The organism is Gimesia algae, assembly GCF_007746795.1.
Taxonomy (GTDB): domain Bacteria; phylum Planctomycetota; class Planctomycetia; order Planctomycetales; family Planctomycetaceae; genus Gimesia; species Gimesia algae.
In genome coordinates this window covers 2,585,043-2,607,421 of sequence record NZ_CP036343.1, presented here as the reverse complement: position 1 = coordinate 2,607,421, position 22,379 = coordinate 2,585,043, and the positions used below count along the sequence as shown (strand labels likewise).

At 53.9% G+C, this 22,379-nt stretch carries 15 protein-coding genes; 11 read left to right on the top strand and 4 right to left on the bottom strand.

All coding sequences use genetic code 11. The annotated features are described in order from the left end of the window. The first annotated feature begins 194 nt into the window (after positions 1-194). The 6 genes from Pan161_RS09450 to Pan161_RS09425 all read left to right on the top strand — a co-directional run bounded on the left by Pan161_RS09450 (position 195) and on the right by Pan161_RS09425 (position 11,221). Positions 195-1,058, top strand: a complete 864-nt coding sequence (locus tag Pan161_RS09450) for an alpha/beta hydrolase (RefSeq protein WP_145226165.1) — start codon at positions 195-197, stop codon at positions 1,056-1,058. 487 nt (positions 1,059-1,545) lie between these two features. Then, positions 1,546-3,768: an SGNH/GDSL hydrolase family protein gene (locus Pan161_RS09445; protein ID WP_145226164.1), complete on the top strand. Its 2,223-nt coding sequence runs from the start codon at positions 1,546-1,548 to the stop codon at positions 3,766-3,768. A 418-nt stretch (positions 3,769-4,186) separates the two neighbouring features. Continuing rightward, positions 4,187-4,714 (top strand): sigma-70 family RNA polymerase sigma factor, encoded by a 528-nt coding sequence (locus Pan161_RS09440; protein ID WP_197995801.1) that lies wholly within the window; start codon positions 4,187-4,189, stop codon positions 4,712-4,714. Beyond that, positions 4,714-6,447: a FecR domain-containing protein gene (locus Pan161_RS09435; RefSeq protein WP_197995800.1), complete on the top strand. Its 1,734-nt coding sequence runs from the start codon at positions 4,714-4,716 to the stop codon at positions 6,445-6,447. The genes Pan161_RS09440 and Pan161_RS09435 overlap by 1 nt, the downstream gene beginning before the upstream one ends. A gap of 221 nt (positions 6,448-6,668) precedes the next feature. Then, positions 6,669-9,755, top strand: coding sequence for a PSD1 and planctomycete cytochrome C domain-containing protein (locus tag Pan161_RS09430; RefSeq protein ID WP_232103676.1), 3,087 nt, complete (start codon positions 6,669-6,671; stop codon positions 9,753-9,755). A 14-nt stretch (positions 9,756-9,769) separates the two neighbouring features. Continuing rightward, positions 9,770-11,221, top strand: a complete 1,452-nt coding sequence (locus Pan161_RS09425) for a DUF1501 domain-containing protein (protein ID WP_145226157.1) — start codon at positions 9,770-9,772, stop codon at positions 11,219-11,221. A 286-nt stretch (positions 11,222-11,507) separates the two neighbouring features. Here the strand turns inward: Pan161_RS09425 and amaB are convergent, their stop codons facing one another. Together amaB and Pan161_RS09415 are read right to left on the bottom strand one after the other, a co-directional pair. Beyond that, positions 11,508-13,046: an L-piperidine-6-carboxylate dehydrogenase gene (amaB, locus tag Pan161_RS09420; protein ID WP_145226155.1), complete on the bottom strand. Its 1,539-nt coding sequence runs from the start codon at positions 13,044-13,046 to the stop codon at positions 11,508-11,510. Between the two features lie 7 nt (positions 13,047-13,053). Then, the gene (locus Pan161_RS09415; protein WP_145226153.1) at positions 13,054-14,178 is read right to left on the bottom strand and encodes a saccharopine dehydrogenase family protein; all 1,125 of its coding nucleotides are present in this window, start codon (positions 14,176-14,178) and stop codon (positions 13,054-13,056) included. A gap of 186 nt (positions 14,179-14,364) precedes the next feature. On the opposite strand from Pan161_RS09415, the gene Pan161_RS09410 reads away from it, so the two are divergent. Beyond that, a complete protein-coding gene (locus Pan161_RS09410) occupies positions 14,365-15,729 on the top strand; it encodes a hypothetical protein (protein ID WP_145226151.1) in 1,365 nt (454 codons plus the stop codon). A 20-nt stretch (positions 15,730-15,749) separates the two neighbouring features. Here the strand turns inward: Pan161_RS09410 and Pan161_RS09405 are convergent, their stop codons facing one another. Continuing rightward, positions 15,750-17,591, bottom strand: coding sequence for a hypothetical protein (locus Pan161_RS09405; RefSeq protein ID WP_145226149.1), 1,842 nt, complete (start codon positions 17,589-17,591; stop codon positions 15,750-15,752). Positions 17,592-17,914: 323 nt separating this feature from the next. Further along, a complete protein-coding gene (locus Pan161_RS09400) occupies positions 17,915-19,225 on the bottom strand; it encodes a Gfo/Idh/MocA family protein (RefSeq protein WP_145226147.1) in 1,311 nt (436 codons plus the stop codon). A gap of 325 nt (positions 19,226-19,550) precedes the next feature. On the opposite strand from Pan161_RS09400, the gene Pan161_RS09395 reads away from it, so the two are divergent. The 4 genes from Pan161_RS09395 (at position 19,551) to Pan161_RS09380 (ending at position 22,314) form a co-directional block, all read left to right on the top strand. Next, positions 19,551-19,871 carry a DUF2089 family protein gene (locus Pan161_RS09395; RefSeq protein ID WP_197995799.1) on the top strand — a complete coding sequence of 107 codons (321 nt, stop codon included), beginning with the start codon at positions 19,551-19,553 and terminating at the stop codon, positions 19,869-19,871. 111 nt (positions 19,872-19,982) lie between these two features. Further along, positions 19,983-20,342 carry a hypothetical protein gene (locus tag Pan161_RS09390; RefSeq protein WP_145226144.1) on the top strand — a complete coding sequence of 120 codons (360 nt, stop codon included), beginning with the start codon at positions 19,983-19,985 and terminating at the stop codon, positions 20,340-20,342. A gap of 23 nt (positions 20,343-20,365) precedes the next feature. Continuing rightward, the gene (locus Pan161_RS09385) at positions 20,366-21,910 is read left to right on the top strand and encodes a hypothetical protein (RefSeq protein WP_145226143.1); all 1,545 of its coding nucleotides are present in this window, start codon (positions 20,366-20,368) and stop codon (positions 21,908-21,910) included. Positions 21,911-22,017: 107 nt separating this feature from the next. Next, positions 22,018-22,314: a hypothetical protein gene (locus Pan161_RS09380; RefSeq protein WP_145226141.1), complete on the top strand. Its 297-nt coding sequence runs from the start codon at positions 22,018-22,020 to the stop codon at positions 22,312-22,314. Positions 22,315-22,379 lie beyond the last annotated feature (65 nt).

The window sequence follows — 22,379 nt, the reverse complement described above, 5'->3', positions numbered from 1 at the left end:
GCCGCAGGCAACAGGAAACTGTCAGAGAAGAGGTGCGATCTGGTATTTCTCTTTACCAATCTCAGCAAAGTCAACTTGAGAGCTGACGAACTGTTTCTTGATTGAACGCAACACTGACTGTTTCCTGCTCGCTGTGCTCGGCCCGAATTTTATTCGGGCCCACCCATGATGTTTTTAATAATCAGGAAAGTGTGATGTTACTGAGACGATTTATGAGTTCTCTGATGCGGGTTGGTCTGATGGTGGGAGTCTGGCTGTCTGTTGTTGAAGTGAGGTCTGCAGAACTGGAAACTGAGGAACTCTTTTCGCGGATTGTTGCGCTTTCATTTGAGAGTGCGAGTTTGAAAAAACGAAAGCAGGCAGTGGTCGTGCTGCCTGAAGAGTGGCGGTCGATCAAACCTGCGGAGCGGCGGACGCTGGTCATTCTACACGGACGAGGGCGGCATGAGCGATCACTGATTGATGACAAGCTGATCCGCAAACAGCTTTTAGATTCCGGCTTGTTTGTCATCCTGCCGGACGGTGATGATGGCTGGTATCTTAATTCGCCGCTACGGAAGCAGGATATGTATGAGACGTATCTGGAAGAGGTCCTGGCGATTGTCTCTGAGCAGTATGAACTGCCGACATCACAAAAACAGTGGGCGATTGCCGGCTGGTCGATGGGAGGCTTTGGCTGCGTGCGTTTTGCTGAACAGCATCCCGGTCGGTTTGCAGCGGTGAGCTCCATCATCGGGCTTCTGGATTTTCCGCGCGATGGATTACCGAAAGGACAGTCGTATAAAGTGCCTGTCGAACGATTCGGTTCCGATGAAGCAGTGTGGAAAAAGTTTAATCCGCTGCAGGGAGCGGGAAAGCTACGCGGGACATCGGTCCTGATCATCACGGCTGATAATGCCTTTGACCGAACAATGAACGAGCATTTTCGCGACCGGCTGACCGCGCTGGAGATACCTCATCAATATGTAGAGCTCAAAGGGGGGCACACATTTCCCGTAGTGCAGGCCGCGATACCGCTGGTACTGGCGTTTACAAAACGCGTGTTACAGCGAAATTAATGTTACCACGAAAGACGTGAAAATTATTCTACCACGAAAATCACGAAAGACACGAAACGGTTTCTGGCAGGAGTACGGGAGAGAGTGGGTGGTATCGGATGCAATCCGATATTGCCGCAGGCAACAGGAGGTTGCAGTGGATTGTAATGTGATGAGTGGACTTACCTCATTCAGGTGCTATTCGAGTTGGTTGCTCTGTTGTGAATTGATCTCGTGAGCTGCAACCTCCTGCTCGCTGCGCTCGGCCCGAATTTCATTCGGGCCCACCCCCTGATCTATATTCTGATGTGTTTTCTGTGTTGGAAACCTTTGTTTTGTTGTGATCCGGTTGTGGTCTCCGGTATGATCGATGGATGATTCTTTTCTTATTTCTACTTCCTGAATTCCCCTACCTGAGAGTCCTGCCGTGAAAAACGTATTTCTTTTATTTTTGTCTGTTGTTGCCTGTCCCCTGGTTTCCGCTGTCTGCGCTGAGGAAACGAAGCCAGTGCAGAATCTCCTGCAGAACCCGGCGTTCCGATTGCGGAAGACGGCTGCAATAGAGCCGGGACGATCGATTCTCTGCTGGAATACGGATCGCTGGGGAGATGTGATTGCCGGGAAGGGCAACGGAAAACTGGTGCTCCAGCCAACCGAGAATATGGTGGAGATTCTGCCGGGCAAGCGGATCTGGCAGTTTGCGACGCTGCCGGAACTGGGACTGAAGTCTGGCGATGCGGTCAGTCTGTCGGTCAACGGGTACCAGGAAACGAGCGGCGCCCTCAAAGCGCGGCTCAGTCTGATGCTGATTGAAAGTGCCGATGGTGAGTGGTCGCCTTCGGATTTTCGTCTGCCCGATAAGCGAACGTTTGCGAAGCAGGGGCGAGGGGAACTGATCCGTGCGCCGCAGCGGGATGTGTCTGCGAAGGAGACCGGAAAAGTATTTCAACTGCAAGTGAATGGCCTCAAGGTCGATCCCCGGTTTAAGCATCAGCGAGAGTCGGATGCTGCGTTCCGAAATGTGGTAGGTGTGCTGGTGGAGTTTGTGAATGACTCTGACAAACGGGTCTGGATTGATTCGCCTGTGCTGGTTAAAAGGGATCAGGTGGTGACTGAGGCTGCCGCGTCCCGCGCGCTGCCGGACTTGTATCGACGGATTCCCCGTACGATGGAGAAGCTGACGTCAGGCCAACCGGTGACGATTCTGACGCTCGGTTCAAGCATCGACCGGGGGAGTGCCAACCCGCGGTTGTATTTCTACGACGAAGATCCCGCGAGTCCGCATTATAAAGAGCCCCTGGTTGAAGCCCGACCGGGAAAGCCAGATGCGATGAAACAGCTGATCGCAGAACGGATGGAGCGTCCCGATCTGCAGGATTATGTGGGCTGGTCGCAACATTATTTTATGTATACCGGCCGGATGCGGCGGGAACTGCTGCGGAAGTTTCATTATCCGGTTGACAAGATTCTGCTGAACGTGATGGCCGCCGATGGTTCATCGATTGGCGAATCGCATAGCGGCTTTCAAGAATACGCGGCGCTGGAGCTACCGCCTGATCCGAATGACAACGGGCATCCTACGGGTAAGTCGTGGCAGGAACTTTATCCTGCGTTATTTGAAAACGGAAAAAAGCCCGGTCCTGATCTGGTAATCTTCGGGCATGGGCACAATGAGCATATTGACCGTCCCGATGAAATCGCCGCGTATGAAGGGGCGATTCGCTGGTTTCAACGACATTATCCTGGCGTAGAGTTCGTTTCTTGCATGTGGATCCGCGATAAAGGCCAGCCGAATTCGATGACCGGGCCGATGCAGCAGCTCTGTACACATTATGGAATTCCGTTTGTCGATCTGGGAGAATTGTTGATCGATCTGAAGACGACGTGTAATCAATATGCGATTGCTCCTGATGGCGGTCATCCTGGTGCTGCCAGTCATTATCTCTGGTTCAAACAGCTGGAGCAGGTGTTCGAGATGCCCGACGATCCGCAGCCGGGAATCGCTCAGCAGCAGCTACCTGCGCGGATGAATGACTTTACGGCGAACTGGGAAGGGGAGATAGTCCGGTTCGCTGCCGACAGTCCGCGGATTGTGGACGGGCGAATGATGATTCTGGAAGACACCGCGTTCAATCTCTGGGCGGATAACAAACGAGAGAAGATGCAGTTGCAGATCGATGGTCAGCCGGCGCAACACGCGGGACATGGACGGCATAGCTGGTCGCGACCCAATCCACGCAATTCGACGTTCGTGCATGGTCGACTGTCGCGCGGCGATCGACATATTATTGAAATTCCCCATAAGAATGCGCGGTTGAACACCGTGGACTGCAAAGTGGGTCTGAACCGCCGGTTCTTTGGCGTCGACTCAAAGGACTGGCAGGGAGCATCTGCGGTAAAGACATTCGAATCGAAGTGGGGCGCACCTTACGGGGAGAAGGCGTTCTTTCTGCAGCCGGGTGAGACGCTGGAAATTGATGTGGAAGCGGATGAATTGTCGATCGCCTGGCTGGATGATCCGGACGGAGGCACGCTGATAGCGGAAGTGGATGGTAAACAGGTCTGGGCACAGCCGACCAATGAGCCGTTTACCGATTCGCAGGGGAGGAAGCACTTTATTGAGAACCGTCGCGGCGTGCTGGGGCTGCCGTTCGGGAAGCATCGGATTCGGTTACAGGCAAAGGGGGAGCCGGTGCGGGTGATCGGGGTGTTTGGTTATGACGGGCGGTAAGGACCACTAAGGGGCTCGAAAATTATCTACCCCGAAAGACACGAAAAATTTTGCTGGTGAGTGGGTGGTATCGGATGCAATCCGATATTGCCGGAGGCAACAGGAGGTTGCAGGGGATTGTTATGTGTTGAGTGGACGTACCTCATTCAGGTGCTATTCGAGTTGGTTGCTCTGTTGTGAATTGACCTGGTGAGCTGCAACTTCCTGCTCGCTGCGCTCGGCCCGAATTTTATTCGGGCCCACCCCGCTGATATTGCGCATGTTCAATAATTGCAGTGCTTTATGTCTTTATTATTTCACTCGTTTTAATGAATAAATTTCTTTTTATCAGAATCTGCGTTAGATTGGAGTCTGTTGAACTAATGAACTGATACAGGACGTTTTTAAATTATCTGATTCGCGCGGAAGGGCCTTGGTTTTGTCGGACAGTGATCTCGATGAAGAATATGTCGCGTTGATTGCTGGCAGTCAGCCTGCGTTGCGGGGGCTGTTGAGGGCGTTGGTTCGTCGGGCAGCAGACGTGGATGATGTGCTGCAGGAGACGAATACCGTGCTGTGGCGGAAGCGACAGGAATTTGATCGGGATCGTCCGTTTCTTCCCTGGGCGTGTCGCATCGCACAGTTGCAGTCGCTGGCGTATTTCAAACGGGTGCGCCATCACGGGCAGTCGGCTGTGGACGAGCAGACGCTGGAACAGATTGCTGCTGTTGCGACCAGCAGAGCGGTAGAGACGCATTCTCACACCGTCGCGCTGACGCATTGCATGGAAAAGCTGCCTCTTGAACATCGACAGCTGGTGGAGAGTCGCTACTGCGATGCGACACCGGTGAACCAGATTGCATCACAGGCAGGACGTTCGGCGGATGCGGTTTCGATGACATTATATCGAATTCGAAAAGCGCTTATGGAATGCATTCAAAAACAGGTGGCCCGGGAGGCACAGTGATGAATTCATCAAACGACGCCATTCAAAAAGAACTCGCCGCGCTGACCTGTCGGGTTCTGGATCATAGTCTGACCCATGCAGAAGACGCGCGACTGACCGAGATTCTGTCTGAATACCCTGAACTGATCGAAGACTATACGAATCAGATCCAGGCTGATGCAGTGCTGACAGCTGATCTGTATGCTGCGGTGCCGGAAGGGGTTGACCTGGAAACACTGGAAACCACTGCCTATCCAACGGTCGTCGCGGAAGAAGTGGAAATCGAGGCGGGACGAACCATCTCGTTGTGGCAGTCGGTCACTGTGGTGATTGTCGTGTTGCTGGTAGGCATTGCGCTGTGGCTGAATGCGGGCTGGTGGGATGTGAAACCGGTGAATCAGGTCGCTGTAATTTCTGAACCGGCTCCGCCTGCGCTAAGCCATGTCGGGATGTTGCTGGATACGGAGGATGCAGTGTGGGAAGACGAGGAACTGGGCGAGGAGATTGCCTATGGAACCCGGTTTCCGGCGGGAAAAAAACTGTGGTTGAAGTCGGGGATTGGCAGGATACGCTTTGAAAGTGGTGCTGGAATCGTGCTGGAAGGTCCGGCGCAGATTGAACTGTGTTCGCCGCTGAATGCAAAGCTGAACTATGGCAAGATTGCCGCTTATGTCCCTGACGAAGCACACGGTTTTACCATCGATACCCCTGAGATTCAGATCGTCGATCAGGGGACACGGTTCGGTGCAGTCGTTGATCCACTGGGTAAAGCGGAAGTGCATGTGTTTGAAGGGCAGGTGGATGTCAAACCGCAGGCCGCTGCAAAGACGCTTAATCTGAAAGCGAGTCAGGCGGTGCTGTTCTCACGACAGAATGAACTGGGATCTGCGATCCGATTGACTCCGACCAAATTTGCCGATGTGCCGTCCCTCGAACAGCTGACGGCAGCCAAATCGGGGAACTATCCCCCCGTGGAAGCGGTTCCCTTTGATCACGAAACACCACGGAATGAATATGCCTTGATTCAGACGAAGTCGGCGTTGCCGAAAGGGATTCTGGCTGGTGAAGCGTTTGAGTATCCGGCGACGTCACTGTTACAGCAGACCGGGGGCGTGGGTTTTCACTATGAAGGCTGGTGGGCCGATCCGAATTTTACCCGGCTGATGGTTCCCGAGCAGAGAATGCAGTGGGGCGAACTGGATGCGAACCCGATGGTTTTGCAGTCGCGGGGACATCATCATGCGTATCCGGCGCTGGCACATCGGATGGCGCGCAAACTGGAAACGCCGCTCACCAGGGACTTTTATTTCAGTCTGCTGGTGAAGTATGAAGGGCTGGACAAGAATGATTTCTTTGCACTGTGGTTTGACGATTCGCTGGGAAGCAAGGGGAACAGTCATTCGCGTGTGCCCAATTTCGGCTTGAAAGAGAAACGGTTCTTCGCCCGTTTTGAGGTGAATCAGGAAGGGTTTTCCGCGGGACTGGTGGAAGGGGAATGTTTTCTGCTGGTGGGGCGTGTGATGAAAGAGCAGTCGTCTTATTTCAATCGTCTGGAAATCTGGGTGAATCCGGTCGGGGATCGGAGTGAGACTCCTGATGCGGTCGTGGAGTTGGGTAAAGGGGCAAAGAAGCTGAATGCAGTTCACGTTCTGGGCATGCGAATTGGACAATACACAGAGGTCGGCGACTCACTGTTCGTGGATCGACTGGTGATAGGAAAGACTTTTGAATCAGTGACACAACCTGTAGAGTAATGCCATTCATATTTTTTTATCAGGATGAGTCTAAATAAATGGGAGAAACCGGGGGTTGTTTAGTGTTTAAAAAATCGAAATGGTTCTTACCAAAGATACATAACCGGGGCTAAGGCCCTGCGGCTAATTTGTCATACCGGCTGGCAAAGTGTGAAGCACATTTAATACCATTAAAAAAATGCTACGTGGCGAATCTGCTCACGTTTAATCAGATGGAAATCATGATGATAAATCGGGCTCTGACATCGAATCGAAAGTGCAGGCATCTGGCAACGGCACTGTTGGTTTGCGGACTGCTGGTCTGTTCTGTGCAGACGTTTGCCGGGGAAGCTCCGCGGCTTGCGCAGGGACTGGTGAATCGGCAGGTTGATACAGTCAAAAAAGATCAGAAGGGGTTTGGCTGGAACGGTGGCTGGATTCTTTCCCAGCGGCAACCGGCGCTGTTCGTCGAAACAAAACCTGAGAGTGCCGAGAGTAAACCGCAGGCAATTCAGCATGAAGCGTTAATTCAAGGATCGGTACAGCGGAACAATCCGTTGCGGCGTGAACTGACGAAGACGTACCAGGACCAGGAGCTGTTTATGCGGTTTCGCTTTCGCTATGCCGCCGATCAGAAGCCCCGCGATGAGGGAGAGTTCTTCGTCTTCTGGCTGGATCGTTACGAGGGTTCGGATAAAGCCGTACATGCCAATCATGTCCCGAATATCGGCGTGCACATTGCCTCCAGTGGACCGCAGAAGGGAAAAGTGGTTTTCATGGTACGGATTGGTGCGCAGAAAACCGCCTGGAGTTCGGTGGAACTGGAACGGGATCGGGATTATCTGATCGTAGGGCGGCTGTCGAAGCCGGAGAAATCATTGCGGGCCGGGTTCACGCGGTTTGAGTTATGGGTCGATCCGAAACCCGGTGATCTGGAAAAACCAGTGGCAACGACGGTGAATCCGCAAAGTGTGAACGGTGTGCGCTGGGTTGGTTTTGCGACCGGTTATAAAACCGAACTGGACGATCGGATTTACGTCAGCGATCTGGTGTTGAGTCGCACGTGGAGCGATGTACTGGATGTTTCGCCGGGACAGATTCCGACCGGTGGTACAAAATCACAGACGGCGTGGCATAAGCCGGTGCATTTCAAAGACGAGATCGTCCCGTTGCTCAAGCAAAAATGTTTCAGCTGTCACGCCGGAACGAATCCGGATTCGGGGTATCGACTGGACGTGTATGATGAGTTACTGGGGTTCAGCACCGGCGAAAAACTGATTGTGCCGGGCGAAAGCGGACAGAGTAAGCTGATCGAACTGGTTTCCTCGCAGGTGGCTGAAACGCGGATGCCGCCTGCAGATTCAGCGTCGGCATTGTCAAAAAAAGAGATTGCGTTGTTGCGTGCGTGGATCGATCAGGGGGCGAAGTGGGATTTTTCCGTGTTGCCGACGCCGCGAACGGAATCAGATCACTGGGCGTTTCAGACGATCAAACGACCGGCGGTTCCCGAGGTGACAGGTCCTAAGCCGATACGCACTCCCGTGGATGCATTCATCACCCGTGCCTGGCAGCAGCAGGAGATCAAACCGGCGGAGGAAGCAGACAAGGCAACACTGATTCGGCGGCTGTCACTCGATCTGACAGGTCTGCCGCCCACGCTGGCTGAGGTGGAGGCGTTTAAAAAAAATACCGATCCACGGGCCTATGAAAAACTGGTGGAACGTTTGCTGGCGTCGAAACATTATGGCGAGCGCTGGGCGCGGTACTGGCTGGATCTGACGCGCTGGGCGGAGAGTCACGGTTACCAGCACGATCTGCCGCGACCTTATGCCTGGCGGTATCGAGATTATGTGATTGAAAGTTTTAATGCAGACAAGCCCTATGATCAATTCATCAAAGAGCAACTGGCGGGGGATGAACTGACGCCTTACGAAGACGAGCATGTGGTTGCGACCGGATTTCTGGCGTCGGCCCGGATCAGCGGGAACAATATGGATAAGGCGGCGCAGCGGAACGACGTGCTGGTCGATATTGTGAATGTAACAAGCAGTGCGCTGCTGGGGCTCACACTGGAATGCGCACAATGCCACAATCATAAATTTGATCCATTGACGCAGCGGGACTACTATCGGCTGCAGGGTTTCTTTGTGAATGGTCAGCTGGGGAACCTGTCACTGCAGGGAGACGATCTGCCGAACCCGACCGATCTGAATTCGTGGATGACCAAAGGAACGTTTGATTTTTATCAGCGTGAAGCGAAGAAACTGATCAACCGAAAACGGTTTGCGCATACAAAGCAGCCACACACGTGGGGATATCTTTCTCCGTTGACAGGACATGAAAATATTGAGCGGCTGCCGGTGGTGAACCGCGATCCGATTCCGTATTCTGCGGAACGGTTGAAACAGATGAAGTCGCAGATTCTGATTCGCGGCGATGTACATAAGCCGGGACTGGAAGTGGGGAAAGGCTGGCCCGCCGTCCTGGGAGCGACAAACATTGATTCAGAGAAACTCTCGCGGGCAGGGCTGGCTGAATGGATGAGCGACCGCAAGAATCCGCTGGTCTCGCGCGTGTGGGTGAATCGGTTATGGCAGTATCACTTCGGGCGGGGGCTGGTGTCGACACCCAGCGATTTCGGTGTGCAGGGCGAACCGCCGTCGCATCCCGAACTATTGGACTGGCTGGCGATCGAACTGATGGAGCAGCGCTGGAGTACAAAACACATTCATCGGCTGATTGTGCTGTCGTCAGCGTATCGGCAGGCACGAACGTTTGATGAAGCGAACTTTGAGAAAGACCCGGAGAACCGGTATCTCTGGAGCTGGCCACGACGGCGGCTGGAGGCAGAGGCGATCCGCGATTCGATCCTGTGTGCAACGGGGGAATTGAAACGGGAACTGGGGGGGCCGAGCGTACCTCAGGAGCGAGAAGAAGAGAACTTGCGACGCACGATTTATCTGTTTCAGCGTCGGAGCGAGATGCCGTCAGTGATGGCGATGTTTGATGCACCAGACAGTATTACCAGCTGTTCGCGTCGGCAGGTTTCGACGGTGGCGCTGCAGCCTTTATTCATGTTGAACAGCCAGTTCATGGATCGACGGGCGCATGTGCTGGCGAAGAAGATTGTTGAAGAGACAGGCGATGATGCCAGTCTTCAGGTGGAAGCAGTGTTTCTGAGAGTGTTGGGACGCAAGCCAAATCCCGACGAACAGGGACGATCTGTTTCACTGCTGCAAAGTGGTGGTTCAGACGCGGATACAGAGCGGCGGCTGTCGATGCTGTGCCATGCGCTGCTGAATCTGAATGAGTTTGTTTATATCCCTTAAATCAGAGGGCCTGAATGTTATTTGATTCAAATTATAAAAATGGTTTTGTGTTCCCGCAGCGCAGTCGGCGATCGATGCTGAAAGAAAGTGTGTTGGGCTTCGGTGCGGTCGGGCTGATGTCATTGCTGGCGGAAGAGGGGTTGCTGTGTGCAGACGAAGGTTCGCCTGTGCACGCTGGTCAAAGCCACTTCCCGGCGACGGCGAAGAATGTGATTTTCCTGTTCATGTCGGGCGGGCCGAGCCAGGTGGATACATTCGATCCCAAGCCTCTGTTGACGAAGCTGGAAGGACAGGCAGTGCCTGATGCGATTGCGGCGCGGGTTCCGAATATTCCGCGGGCCGGTCTGGGTTCGAAACTGATGGCGTCTCCGTTTACATTTCAACAATACGGGGAGAGCGGGATTCCGGTATCAAATCTGTTTCCGGCGACGGCGGAGATGGTAGATGAACTGTGTGTGCTGCGATCGGTGAATCATCGTGTCCCCGTGCATGGACCCGGGGAATGTATTGCGTTGACCGGTTCCGCAGTCGGAGACCGACCCAGCCTGGGGGCGTGGATGACGTATGGACTGGGAAGTGAAAGCCGTGACCTGCCCGCTTTTATTTCCCTGCTGTCAAACAGTACCGGTCCGGCTCCACAGACTCCCGGCTGGGGCGCCGGCTTTCTGCCGTCCCGTTTCCAGGGGACGCTGGTCGATGGGAAACGGGGCATTCCCTATACACGTATGCCTGCCGGTTATTCGAATGAGAATCGCCGCGAGCAACTGGATTTTATTAAGTGGATGAACGAGGCACATCTGAATCAGCTGGGAGAGGATTCCGAACTGGAAGCGCGGATTGCTTCGTATGAACTTGGCTTTCGCCTGCAGACGTCGGCTCCGGAAGTATTCGATCTGGAAAGTGAAACGGCGGACACAGCGAAATTATATGGTCTGGATGACAAGCCGACTGCGGAGTTCGGGCGGCATTGCCTGATCGCGCGGCGACTGGTAGAGCGGGGTGTGCGTGTGGTGCAACTGCGGAATGGCGGTTGGGACGCCCATGGTTCGCTGAAGGGGAATCACTTGAAGCAGGCGCGAGCCACGGATGTGCCGATCGCGGGACTGCTCAAAGATCTGAAGCAGCGCGGACTGCTGGATGAGACACTGGTCATCTGGGGAGGCGAGTTTGGCCGCACGCCCACCACGGAAGGTTCTGCCAAAGGAGATCGGCGCGGTCGCGATCATCTGCCGACGACGTACTGCATGTGGATGGCAGGGGGCGGCGTGAAGGGGGGGCAGATTCTGGGTGAGACTGATGAGCTGGGTTATACGCCTGTGGAACGTCCTGTTTCGCCTGCGGACCTGCATGCGACGCTGTTACACGCTTTGGGACTGGACCAGCACAAACTGTTTTACAGGCATAACAACCGAAAAGAAATCGCGACAGTTCTCGGCGGGGAAGTGATCAGCGAGGTGTTCGGGTAGTTCGTGCATTGCTTAAAATATTTCTACCACGGCCAGTACGAAAAGACACGAAAAAGATTACTGGCGAGTGTGCGGTAAAGAAGGTGGGTGGTATCGGATATAATCCGATATTGCCGGAGGTAACAGGAGGTTGCAGGGTAAAGGTGCGAACTGGTAATTCTTTTTCCGTACTCAGTCCATAATGGTTTTGAGAGCAAAGGAGCTGTTTCTTGCTTGAACGCAACACTGTCAGTTTCCTGCTCGCTGCGCTCGGCCCGAATTTTATTCGGGCCCACCCGATGTTTCCTTACAGGTCGAACTTGATGCCTTGTGCCAGGGGGAGTTCGGTCGAGTAGTTGATCGTATTAGTGGCGCGGCGCATGTAGATTTTCCAGGCATCGGAGCCGGACTCGCGACCGCCGCCGGTTTCTTTTTCGCCACCGAATGCGCCGCCGATCTCGGCACCGCTGGGACCGACGTTGACATTGGCGATGCCACAATCCGAGCCGGCGGGGGAGAGGAACTGTTCTGCCTGACGGATATCGTTGGTCATAATCGCGGAGGAAAGGCCCTGCGGGACCGCGTTGTGCATTTCGATGGCTTCCTCAAGATGCTGATAGCGCATCACGTACAGGATGGGAGCGAAGGTTTCCTGCTGCACGATTTCCGTCTGGTCGGGCATCTCTACAATTGCAGGGTGCACGTAACTGCCACCCGCGGGGATGTCTGCGAGAATCGGATTGCCGAAGTGAACGGTGCCCCCCTGTTCTTCAGCCGTGCGGAGCGCCTGTTGCATGGCGTCAAGCGCGCGTTGATCGACGAGCGGGCCGACCAGCGTTCCCTCATCAAGGGGATTGCCAATGGGTAATTTCTGGTATGCTTTTTTCAGCGCGGTGAGGAGTTTTTCGGCGATACTTTCATGGACGATTAAACGACGTAGACTCGTACAGCGTTGACCGCAGGTACCGACGGCGGAGAACAGGGCAGAGCGGACTGTCATTTCCAGATCTGCGGATTCAGTGACGATCATGGCGTTGTTGCCGCCCAGTTCCAACAGGCTGCGACCCAGGCGACGGGCGACCGTCTCGGCGACGGCGCGACCCATGGGCACGGAGCCTGTCGCAGAAATGAGGGGTAGGTCAGGATGTGCGGCGAGGGCCTTACCGACCTCTGCGCCACCTATCAGCAGACTGGAGATGCCATCAGGCGTTTCGGGAAAGTCATGGGCAACCTGATTGACGATCTGCTGACAGGCGATCGCGCAGAGTGGGGTTTTTTCAGATGGTTTCCAGACGATTGTATCGCCGCAGACAAAAGCGAGCATGGTATTCCACGACCAGACCGCGACGGGGAAATTGAATGCGCTGATCACGCCCACGGGTCCGAGAGGCTGCCACTGTTCCATCAGGCGATGTCCCGGTCGTTCGCTGGCGATTGTTTTACCGTAGAGCTGACGTGAGAGACCGACGGCGAAGTCGCAGATGTCAATCATCTCCTGCACTTCGCCTAACGCTTCCTGGGTGATCTTACCGGCTTCCCAGCTGACGATGGCAGCGAGATCGGCTTTGTGTTTGCGGAGCGCTTCACCCAACAGGCGAACAAATTCACCGCGTCGGGGCGCGGGGACCTGTCGCCAATGAACAAAGGCATTTTTGCTGGTTTCGACGGCCAGATGGACATCGCTATGGGTGGCCTGCGGCAGCCTGACCAGGGTTGAACCATCGATGGGAGAGATCGCTGTCAACGTCTCTCCACTGCCGACCTGCCAGGTATTGCCAATCGCGACCGCTGCCGGATGATCAGCTACGTCGATGCGCTGGAGAACTTCGTGGATGGGATGCGTCATGAGATCCTTACCTGTCTGAATTCAATTTTTCGAGTCCAAAGGTTTCTGATTCGTAGAACTGGCCGAACCGGTTGTTGATGAACTGATCGAAAGGGATTTCTTCCTGTTTTATCAATCCGGTCCCTTTCAGTTGATGTTGCTGGACGAGATCGACGACGGCGCAGATACCTGCACCGGTGGTGAGCTGAATCGCACTCCAGATTTCACCATTGATTTCCTTGGCGTACAGTTTTCGCAAATCGCTTTTTTCGACGAACTGACCATTCCGGGTACCCCGCACGGTGCAGAAGACGACCACCACATCCTGGAAGGTCACAGGAATCGCATGTTCCATGACATCTTTGAGCAGGGCCCGCCGTTCAGAGAGCCTCAGGTCCTGCAGTAGAAATTTCATCAGCATGTGATGGCCGGGGTAGCGGATCGTTTTGTAATTGAGCTCGCGCACCTGGCCGTGCATGGTTTCACAAAGCGTGCCCAGTCCACCGGAGGTATTGAAGGCTTCGTAGACATTGCCGTCGAGTGTGAACTGTTCGAGTCCCTCCAGGGGGAGGTGATTTTTGACGTGATGCGAATGGATCACTTCGCAGGGGTTACAGTATTCGTTAATCAGGCCATCTGTCGACCAGGTCAGGTTGTAGGCCAGCGCGTTCGTCGGGTGCTGGGGCAGGGCACCCACGCGCATGCGGACGGTGTCGATTTCTTCGAACCATTCCATGACATGTTTGGTGACAATGGTGACAAAACCGGGTGCCAGCCCTGACTGTGGCAGGAAGACCTGACCGGCGGCAGCACCTGAGGCAATTTCCTTGACGGCGGCGGTGGTCTGGCGGTCTTCAGTCAGATCAAAATAGTTGATGCCCGCTTCAAGTGCGGCGCGGGCGACTCCGGGGTTCTCACGAAAGCTAAGCGCGGAAATGACGGCGGTACAACCCTGCATCAACTGCAGGAGCTCTGAATGAGAATCGGCATTGAGCGCCCGCGTTTCCACATCGGGCAGGCGTTTCTGGATGCGCTCTAATGCTGCGGGAAACTGGTCTGCGATGCGCAACTGGTAATCGCCGCTGGCATGCAGCAGTGATGCGATCATGCGGCCGATTTTACCTGCGCCGATTAAAAGAATAGTCTGCGACATTTCGGGTCCTCCTGTCAGTGATTCAAGTTGTGGTCTATTCGTCGAAGGCTCACTATGATTATATACGTTGAAAAGAACTTTTCTGATTGACTTTCTGTTTTACCTGCATTTTGCGTACTAAGAGGAGAATGGCGACTTGACTCTTCAGTCTGGCATGAGAGAATGAAAATGTAAAGGGGATAAGTTATGTCCAACGAATTACTTACGGCGTATGACTGGAAACGATATCCGGAAACGGCAGCGTTTCTATACGAGCGGATATCCGGCTTCTGTAAACATTCTGCGTTGATTCAGGACTTCGCGGACCATTTACAGTTTAAAACGGGAACCCGATTAACCGACTGGGTGGATCATCTGGAGTTGAACTGGTCTGAAACGCTGCAGCAGCAACTCATTCAACTCGGATATGTCGCCGTTGAAAACTCAAAGTCTCATTTATATCAGCATCCTGAGGCGATGTTTCCCGCAATTCAGGCCAGCGCTGCGCAAACGGAACGACTGTTTGTCCGCGTGGAGTCAGTCGCGGACTTTTTAACCATTCATCAATGTGAGTTGGAACTGCCTGTGATAGGTGGTGTTGAATCTGCTGTTCGACAGCGGATTGTGATCTCAGAAAACGGTCTCGAACTGCATGTGATTGAGCGTCACGGTGCACCAATTACTGCAGCAAATGCACCCGATGCTGATGTGTCACGGCTGCTGAAACATGCCGAAGCATTTCAATTACGAAAGCGTGATTTTGACGATGACGTTGCCGGTTTTACCGCAGCGGAATCTCTGATTAAAGCGGCGATTGACGACCTGGGAGTCGATCGGACCTGTGATCTGTTTTTTGCTGCGGAGCGGGCTTACTGGCAGCAGCGCAATGGAGTCGCCAGGATTCAGAAGGCACGCCAGGATTCCATGGGTATGGGCTGGGCGAATCACGATCACCATACGTATCGCTCGAGTCGCCAACATTTCTCGCGGCTGATTTCCGTGCTTGAGCTGCTGGGATTCCAGTTGCGGGAGCGTTTCTATGCAGGGAAAGAAGCAGGTTGGGGAGCGCAGGTGCTGGAACAGCCGTCAGCAGGAGTTGTGATCTTTGCCGATGTGGATCTGTCGCCGGAAGAAGTTTCACAGGATTTCGCGCATGAGCGATTGCCCGAACTGAAGCAACTGGGAACTGTCGGGCTCTGGTGCCGTCTGCATGGAGAAGCGTTTCTGCAGGCGGGAATGCATCACCTGGAATGCCAGTTCGACTTTGACGCAGCACGCGAACAACTGGCAGACGAAAATGCAGTCAAAACGATGAAACCCTTTACGGACCTGCCCCATCTCAAGCAGGCGTTTACGGCAGGAGAAATCTGGCCTGTTAAGGAAGCGCGGATTCAGTCTTTGCTGGATGAAGGTATGATCAACGAAGAGGCGGCAGACCGCTTTCGGCTGCAGGGAGCCATCGGCTCGCATCTGGAGATTCTGCAGCGCGAAGAAGGGTTTAAAGGCTTCAATCAGACTGGTATCAATGAGATCATTCTGGAAACCAATCCGCTGACACAGCAGAAAAAATAGTCCCATAGCGTATTCTGGTTCTATCTGCTCTGTTCCAGAATGCGTTCCATGTGTGGCAGGGGGCCTTGTGGATTAGTGGACTCGGCCCAGCCCAGTCCTCCCTGATGCTGTTTGAGATCCCAGCCGTTTGCGGTGCAATAAGCTTTGAGCTCCTGTTCTGTTGGAAAACGCGCGATCAGAACGGGTGCCCGCCGATCGACGAGCAGTACGGTGGGCAGCGCGGCGAACTGCATGCGGTACAGAGTCGCCGGTTCGAATTGATCGGTAATGAATGTTGCCTGGGGGACACGGGGGAACTGTAGTTCCTTCAACCGGGCTTCTTCCGTGAGTGATTCATTGGGGAAATCCCAGGGAAAGGCGTTGCTCTGAATCTGATAAAAGCAGAACAGCGGCCCGAGCAGAGACAGGCTTAATAGTAATCCCAGTCGCAGGGATTGTTTGTGTGGGAGTGTTTCTCCTGCCGTTGGCGAAATACGATACAGGGCAAACCCGAGCAGGCAGAGTGCCGCGGGTGCAATGTGCAGCAGCAGACGATTCATGGAGGTCGAAACGTGCCAGTACGGATTGTAAGGAGTCAGCAGGTAAACCGCATAATAACCGCCCAACTGAAAGCCCACCGCCAGCAGTAACCGCGGCAGTCGATGCTGGCGCCGGAAAAAATTGATCAGAAACAACGCTACAATGGACCAGAGCAGGATCGCTTCGGTTTTCCAGTCAAACAGTACGTTCCAGAAATGGCTCCAGATAATCTGATGCCATTCGGGGGATTCGACCTGATCGAGGCGGATCAGAAGCCCATAGGGATTCATAAAGACTTCAGGTTGGATGACCTGACTGATTTCGAAGGCCCGCTGCGGTTCGATTAAATCATTAGGGGGGGCCAGGCTGACTTTGAACCAGATCAGAAACAGGAAAGGAATCGCAGCACCTTTGAGCAGGTCGGGCAGCATGGAAATTTTACTTTTTTCGGCTGTCTGCTGCTCTGGTGTTTCCAGGAACGAATGGCTGAGTCTGATCAGGATCAGGGAACCGAAGCAGGAGAGTATCCAGAGTTGCCCCTCATTTTTGACGAGCGCTGACCAGACCACCATGAAACCGAATATCGACCAGGCCAGTCGCTGCTGCGAAATCATTGCGTAATAATACCAGGCGAGAGACGTGAGAATCGCATAGGCGAGCATGAAGTCGAGAGATTTGACGGCGTGCAGATAGATCAGAAAAGGAGTACTCAGAATCACCGCCAGAGTGAAGGCGGCCCAGAGAGACGATTTTCTTCCGAGCGCATCCCACCAGCCTGCGAGAATGAATGCGAGCCCGCTGAAGCAGGGAAGGGTGAGCGCAGCGACCGCCAGTGACGAACCGCTGTCATCCAGACTCCAGAGAGGAACCAGAGCCCAGGAAAACAGGGGCGGATAATCGGGGTGGAGCAGAGCGAGATCATTACTGAAACCCTGCACCCACATCGCACCGCCATCGACAAGAAAGCGGCCCCGCATGATCCAGGTAAACATCGGATCCCAGCTCCCCCAGGGGACGCGCGTGTGAACCAGCACGGCAACGCCGCATTCGGTGAGTACTGTTAATAGAAGGATCCAGAGTACCGGTGACGGAAGCGAGACAGACGATTTAGCCAGCGGCTGCAGACGGAAGAGGTAGAAGATCATTCCTGCAAACAGCAGGAGCAGAGGAATCAGCGACGGCAGCCTGAGAAGTGTCTGCAGAAGACCACTGATTCCGAGGAGCGAAACCCAGACGATGGGTAGACTGCCCCAGGCGATGAGGCGCGCTGTCGCTGGAACGCGACGGAAGACGATCAGTCCCGCAATGCTGTAGAACAGGAGTGTGATAATCAGTGAAATCATTCCAGCCAGTGTAACGCGGGCTGCGATGATTGCAAAACGAAACGGACTCTTTGTTTTTTGCTACCACGAAAGACACGAAACGACACGAAAATTTGCTGGTGGGGGTGTGGTAGAGAAGTTGGGTGGTATCGGATGTAATCCGATATTGCTGGAGGCAACAGGAGGTTGTGGGGTAGATGTTGTAGAGTGTGGGTGTGCCTCAAGCTCTTTTTATCGAACAGGTGGGTTTCTCTGTTGTAAATTGATCTCGTGAGCTGCAACCTTCTGCTCGCTACGCTCGGCCCGAATTTTATTCGGGCCGACCCTTTTTTGTTTGATCAGGATCAGACTTCGGGCAAGACCCAGGGTTTGCGCCATTCTTCGCGGCCGCGGAGCTGGTTGGCAGCGTCGTCGTTTTCGAAGGTTTCAGTTTTCGGATCGAGAACCAGTGTGCGACCGACGCGGGCGGCGATGTTGCCGGCGTGACAGAGCACCGAAGCCGGGTGGCCGACTGTCTCCAGATCGCAGGCTGGTTTGCTCCGGGTCTTGATGCAGTCGAGGAAGTTGGCCACATGCGGTGTCGCGTCGCTATCCCCTTTGACTTCCTTGATCAGTTTGCCGCGTTCTCCGTAGACGCGCCAGCGGCTGTTGCCGATGGTCATGTGAGCTTTGTCACCATAGATGACAGCGCCTTCTGATTCGCCATGATAATGATAGGGAGCCCAGATTCGCATTTCGTAGGTCAGAATCTTGGGTGTTTTGCTCTGGTATTCGTAAGTGACCTGCAGGGTATCGGGCCATTCCTGCATGTCGTCGAAATACCATTTGCCGCCGGTCGCGGAGATTTTTGAGGGGAGTGAAATCGCAGCGTCTCCCTGCACTTCGCAGGCAGCATTCAGCGCAGCGAACGCCATGTCGAGACGATGCACGCCGTCATTGCCCAGATCACCGGTGCCATAATCGTGGAACCAGCGCCAGCGTCCGTGGAAGCGGTTTTTATTGAAGGGACGTTTTTTCGCCGAGCCGAGCCACATGTCGTAATCGACGGTTTCGGGAGGCGTGCCATCCGGCGGGTTGCCGATATTTCCCTGCTTCGTACTTTCCCAGGCTTTCGCGACCAGGCAGCGACCCAGGGCACCGCTGCGAATGTAGTCAAGTGCTGATTTGAGGCGTTCGGTGGAACGGTGCTGCGAACCCATCTGCACGACGCGATTGTGTTTCTTCATTGCGGCGACCATTCGCTGGCCTTCGACGATGTTGTGGCCGTCCGGTTTTTCGACATAGACATCTTTGCCAGCCTGGCAGGCGAGGATGGTGGGGATCGCATGCCAGTGATCGGGGGCACCGACCACAATGGCGTCGAGACTGTTGTCATCGAGCAGGTGACGAAAATCCTGCGTGACGGCAGGTTGTTTACCCTGCAGTTTCGTCACGGTGTCCACAGTGTTGCCGAGCCGGGCGGAATCGATCTCGGCGATCGTGACGATTTCGGCATGGGGATTTTCCGCGAAGTGACGGTTGAGGGCTGAGGCGCGACCGCCAGCACCAATCATGCCGACACGAATGCGTTCGCTGGCAGCGGCTTTGGCAACCTGTTCCAGAGAGAGTGAGGCCAGCCCGGCGGCTGAACCCTGTAGAAACGTCCTGCGATCCATGGTAGGTGTGCTCCTGACTGGTGGGACATGGTGGAGGAAACAGATAGACGAACTTTGATTATAGGGGACAGGGAACGCGGGGCAAAAGAAAACTGTGGGGACTACGAAAAATTCCACGTACGGAAGATATGGAGTTCTCTACCACGAACAACACGAAAGTCTTTGCTGGTCGTTGGGGTTGGAAATCGACAGTCTTGTCTGTCTGAGATTTGGAGCTAATTTTAATAATTATTCAAATAATTTGAAATTGTTATTTACAATATTAAAGTTGTGTTGAATAATATTAAACATGAACGATGTCAAGCTATCTGAATCTGTAAAGGAAATGTCCGTCCCGTCGCGGCTGGTTTCTGGTCAAACCCACCGACCGGAGCATCCCCTGCTGACTCTGGATCAGGAGAATCTGGAGTTCATATTGCAGCTGGTGCTGGCGTCGGGTTCGTTGAAACAAGTGGCCCGTTATTACGGTATCAGCTATCCGACAGTGCGAGCACGGCTGGATAAACTGATCGTGCGGCTGGAGATGCTGGTCGAAAACCGTGAGCGCGATGAAATGGCGAATCTGCTGGCCAATCTTGTTGAAACCGGCCAGCTCACGGGAGCAGCGGCGCAGAGCATTCTCGAATTACATCGATCGACTCACTAGAGCGATTCACATTGAACCATAGCGTCTGACAATCTTAGAGACTCGGTCCCAATAGACCTGGAGACGCTTTACTAATTCTGGACACAGTCTGGAGGCAAGAGGAATAGCATTATGGATGCACCCTGGTTTGATCCTGTTACATTTGGCGCCTGGTTCGGGGCGATTGTCGGCGGTGGCGGGGGAGCATTGTGCGGCATATGGGGGGCTCTGTTCGGAATTCTGTCTCCGCGCGGGAAGGGACGCAAAGTCATCCTCGGCGGGATGTTCCTGTTTGCCATCATCGGACTGCTTCTGATAGCGACTGGTCTATTCGCATTGTTGAAAGGACAACCGTATGGGATTTGGTATCCGTTTCTGATGGCGGGATTCGTTTTTGCAATCGTCAACGGCGCACTGATTCCGGTGATTCGCAAAAATTATCAACAGGCAGAAAACCGACGCATCGCCGCTGAATCGATTCGTGTCGGCTGAATGACAGGAAATGAACTATGGTGATGCAGTCACACAAACGTCAGACTTTGATCTGGACCCTGAGTCTGGCTGGAATTGCTGTTTCCAGTTTTGTAGTGCTCTTCGCCTGTCAGCCATTCGCGTTCTCAAAGCCGCGTCAACCTTTGTCCGTGCGACTGGACAGTTCAGGCCCCTATGTGATTCTGGCGACTGCAGCCGCCGATCGCGATTACCATCAGGCAATTCAGAAAGCCCAGGCCCTGCATTCGGAAGCCACTTATTTGAAGTTTTCTACCGACAATGTTGAATCGGTTCTGGAACAACTCAAAACAATACAGCCGCGGTATGCGCTCATCTTTATCAAGCCGGACGAACTTGATGTGAACTTTGCCTGGAAATGGCTGGCATTGACCACCCGGATTGATGATGACCCACTCGTTGATGTGAGCAGTGGATTTATTACCGGTGCGAATCCAGACGCTGTCACTTCATTCGTGGAGCGGACTGCCAGAGCCGTGAATGGTGAATCCACTTTACCGGGTAAGCTGATTGATAATTTCGGCCCCAATCCCCAGGCTCCCCGGAGCCAGTTCCTGCAGCATGCGGGTTGTTTTATGATTCCCGTTTATCAGGAGCGGACAGCACTGGCGAGTATTTCGCATGGTGCAGACGGATTTACCGACAGCCGACTGGATGCGTTGCAGGGAGCAGGGTTGATTCATCTGGGCGGGCATGGCGATCCGGACGGGGTGATCGACGGACTGCAAGGTCAGCAGGCGAAACAACTGAAACTTTCTCCCAGTGTAATATTTAACGGTGCCTGTTATACGGGGGTCACCGGTCGCTGGTTTAAACAATGGACGGCGCAGGGGAAGGTTGAGAGTAAGACCGTCTCTGCAGAAAAAAGCTTTTGCCTGAACCTGCTCGATAACAGTATCATCGCCTACCTGGCCGCCCTGCATCCTGATCACGGGATTCCGGTTTACCAGGAAATGGAATACCTGGCCTATACTGGAAGTTCGCTGGGCGATGTCATGCGGCACACGCATAACGGCGTGATCCTGGGGAATGGGGGAAGGCTGCCTGAACTCAAGCCGTTTGTGGATCAGATGCCCTCTCCGAAATGGACTCCCAGCGATGTGATGCTCAAGGGGACCGCGGCGCGGATCCTGTTTGGAGACCCTGCGCTGATTGTTTCAGAGGCGTTCACCAAACCACCTTTTGAAATTACGACGACGCGCAGCGAGCCCGATCAGTTACAGATCAGTGCGGTATTGTCGAACCTGCAATTAAAGAGCGAATATACCGATACGTATCACGCTGATCTGGCCTCGAACAAACAGCTGTTTAACGATCGCGCACTGATTGTCGTCGATCTGCCGGAGGACTGGCAGATTATCAACTCTGTCGAGGTCACCGAGGTCCGGGCGGCCGGGGAGGACATTTCCAACCGTCTGCTGGGCTATGCTGTCGAAACGGAGGGACAGCGGCAGCGATTGCATATTCAGGTAGATCTGCCTACGACCGGCTACATGCAGTCACCGTTTCGGCAAAAAGGCGCGACGGTTGTGCTGACGGTCGGTCGATGATGTGCTTCCGAACAACAGAGTGTATTGTGAAAGGCATGAACGACTGAATTTTGTTATTATATCGAAGCCAGAAATACTTTTGATTTGATTCAAGCTCACGAGTTCCCATGACAATTCCGCGAATCTATGCTGACTTTAATAAACTGGACCGGGATCGTAATGCGATCCTGCTTTGTGCTGGGACATGGAAGGATCTGGAAGAACAGGGAGTGCAGTTTTCGCGCGGGATGAAAGTTATCTTAAGTCAGCCGGATGATGTCGATGGAGCTGGCCAACCGGATTTTCTGGAAACGCCTGCGGTGATCGACTATGACGAAGAGCACCAGTACTGGGTCGGACGCTTTGACTGGAATGAACTTGAATATCGATCCGTGAAAGAAAAGAGAGGGGCGGATGCTACCTGAGCGAACGCTGTAAACGTTCGGGAGTTCAGTTGGCGATGAAGTGAAAAAACTGACTGAGTTGACTG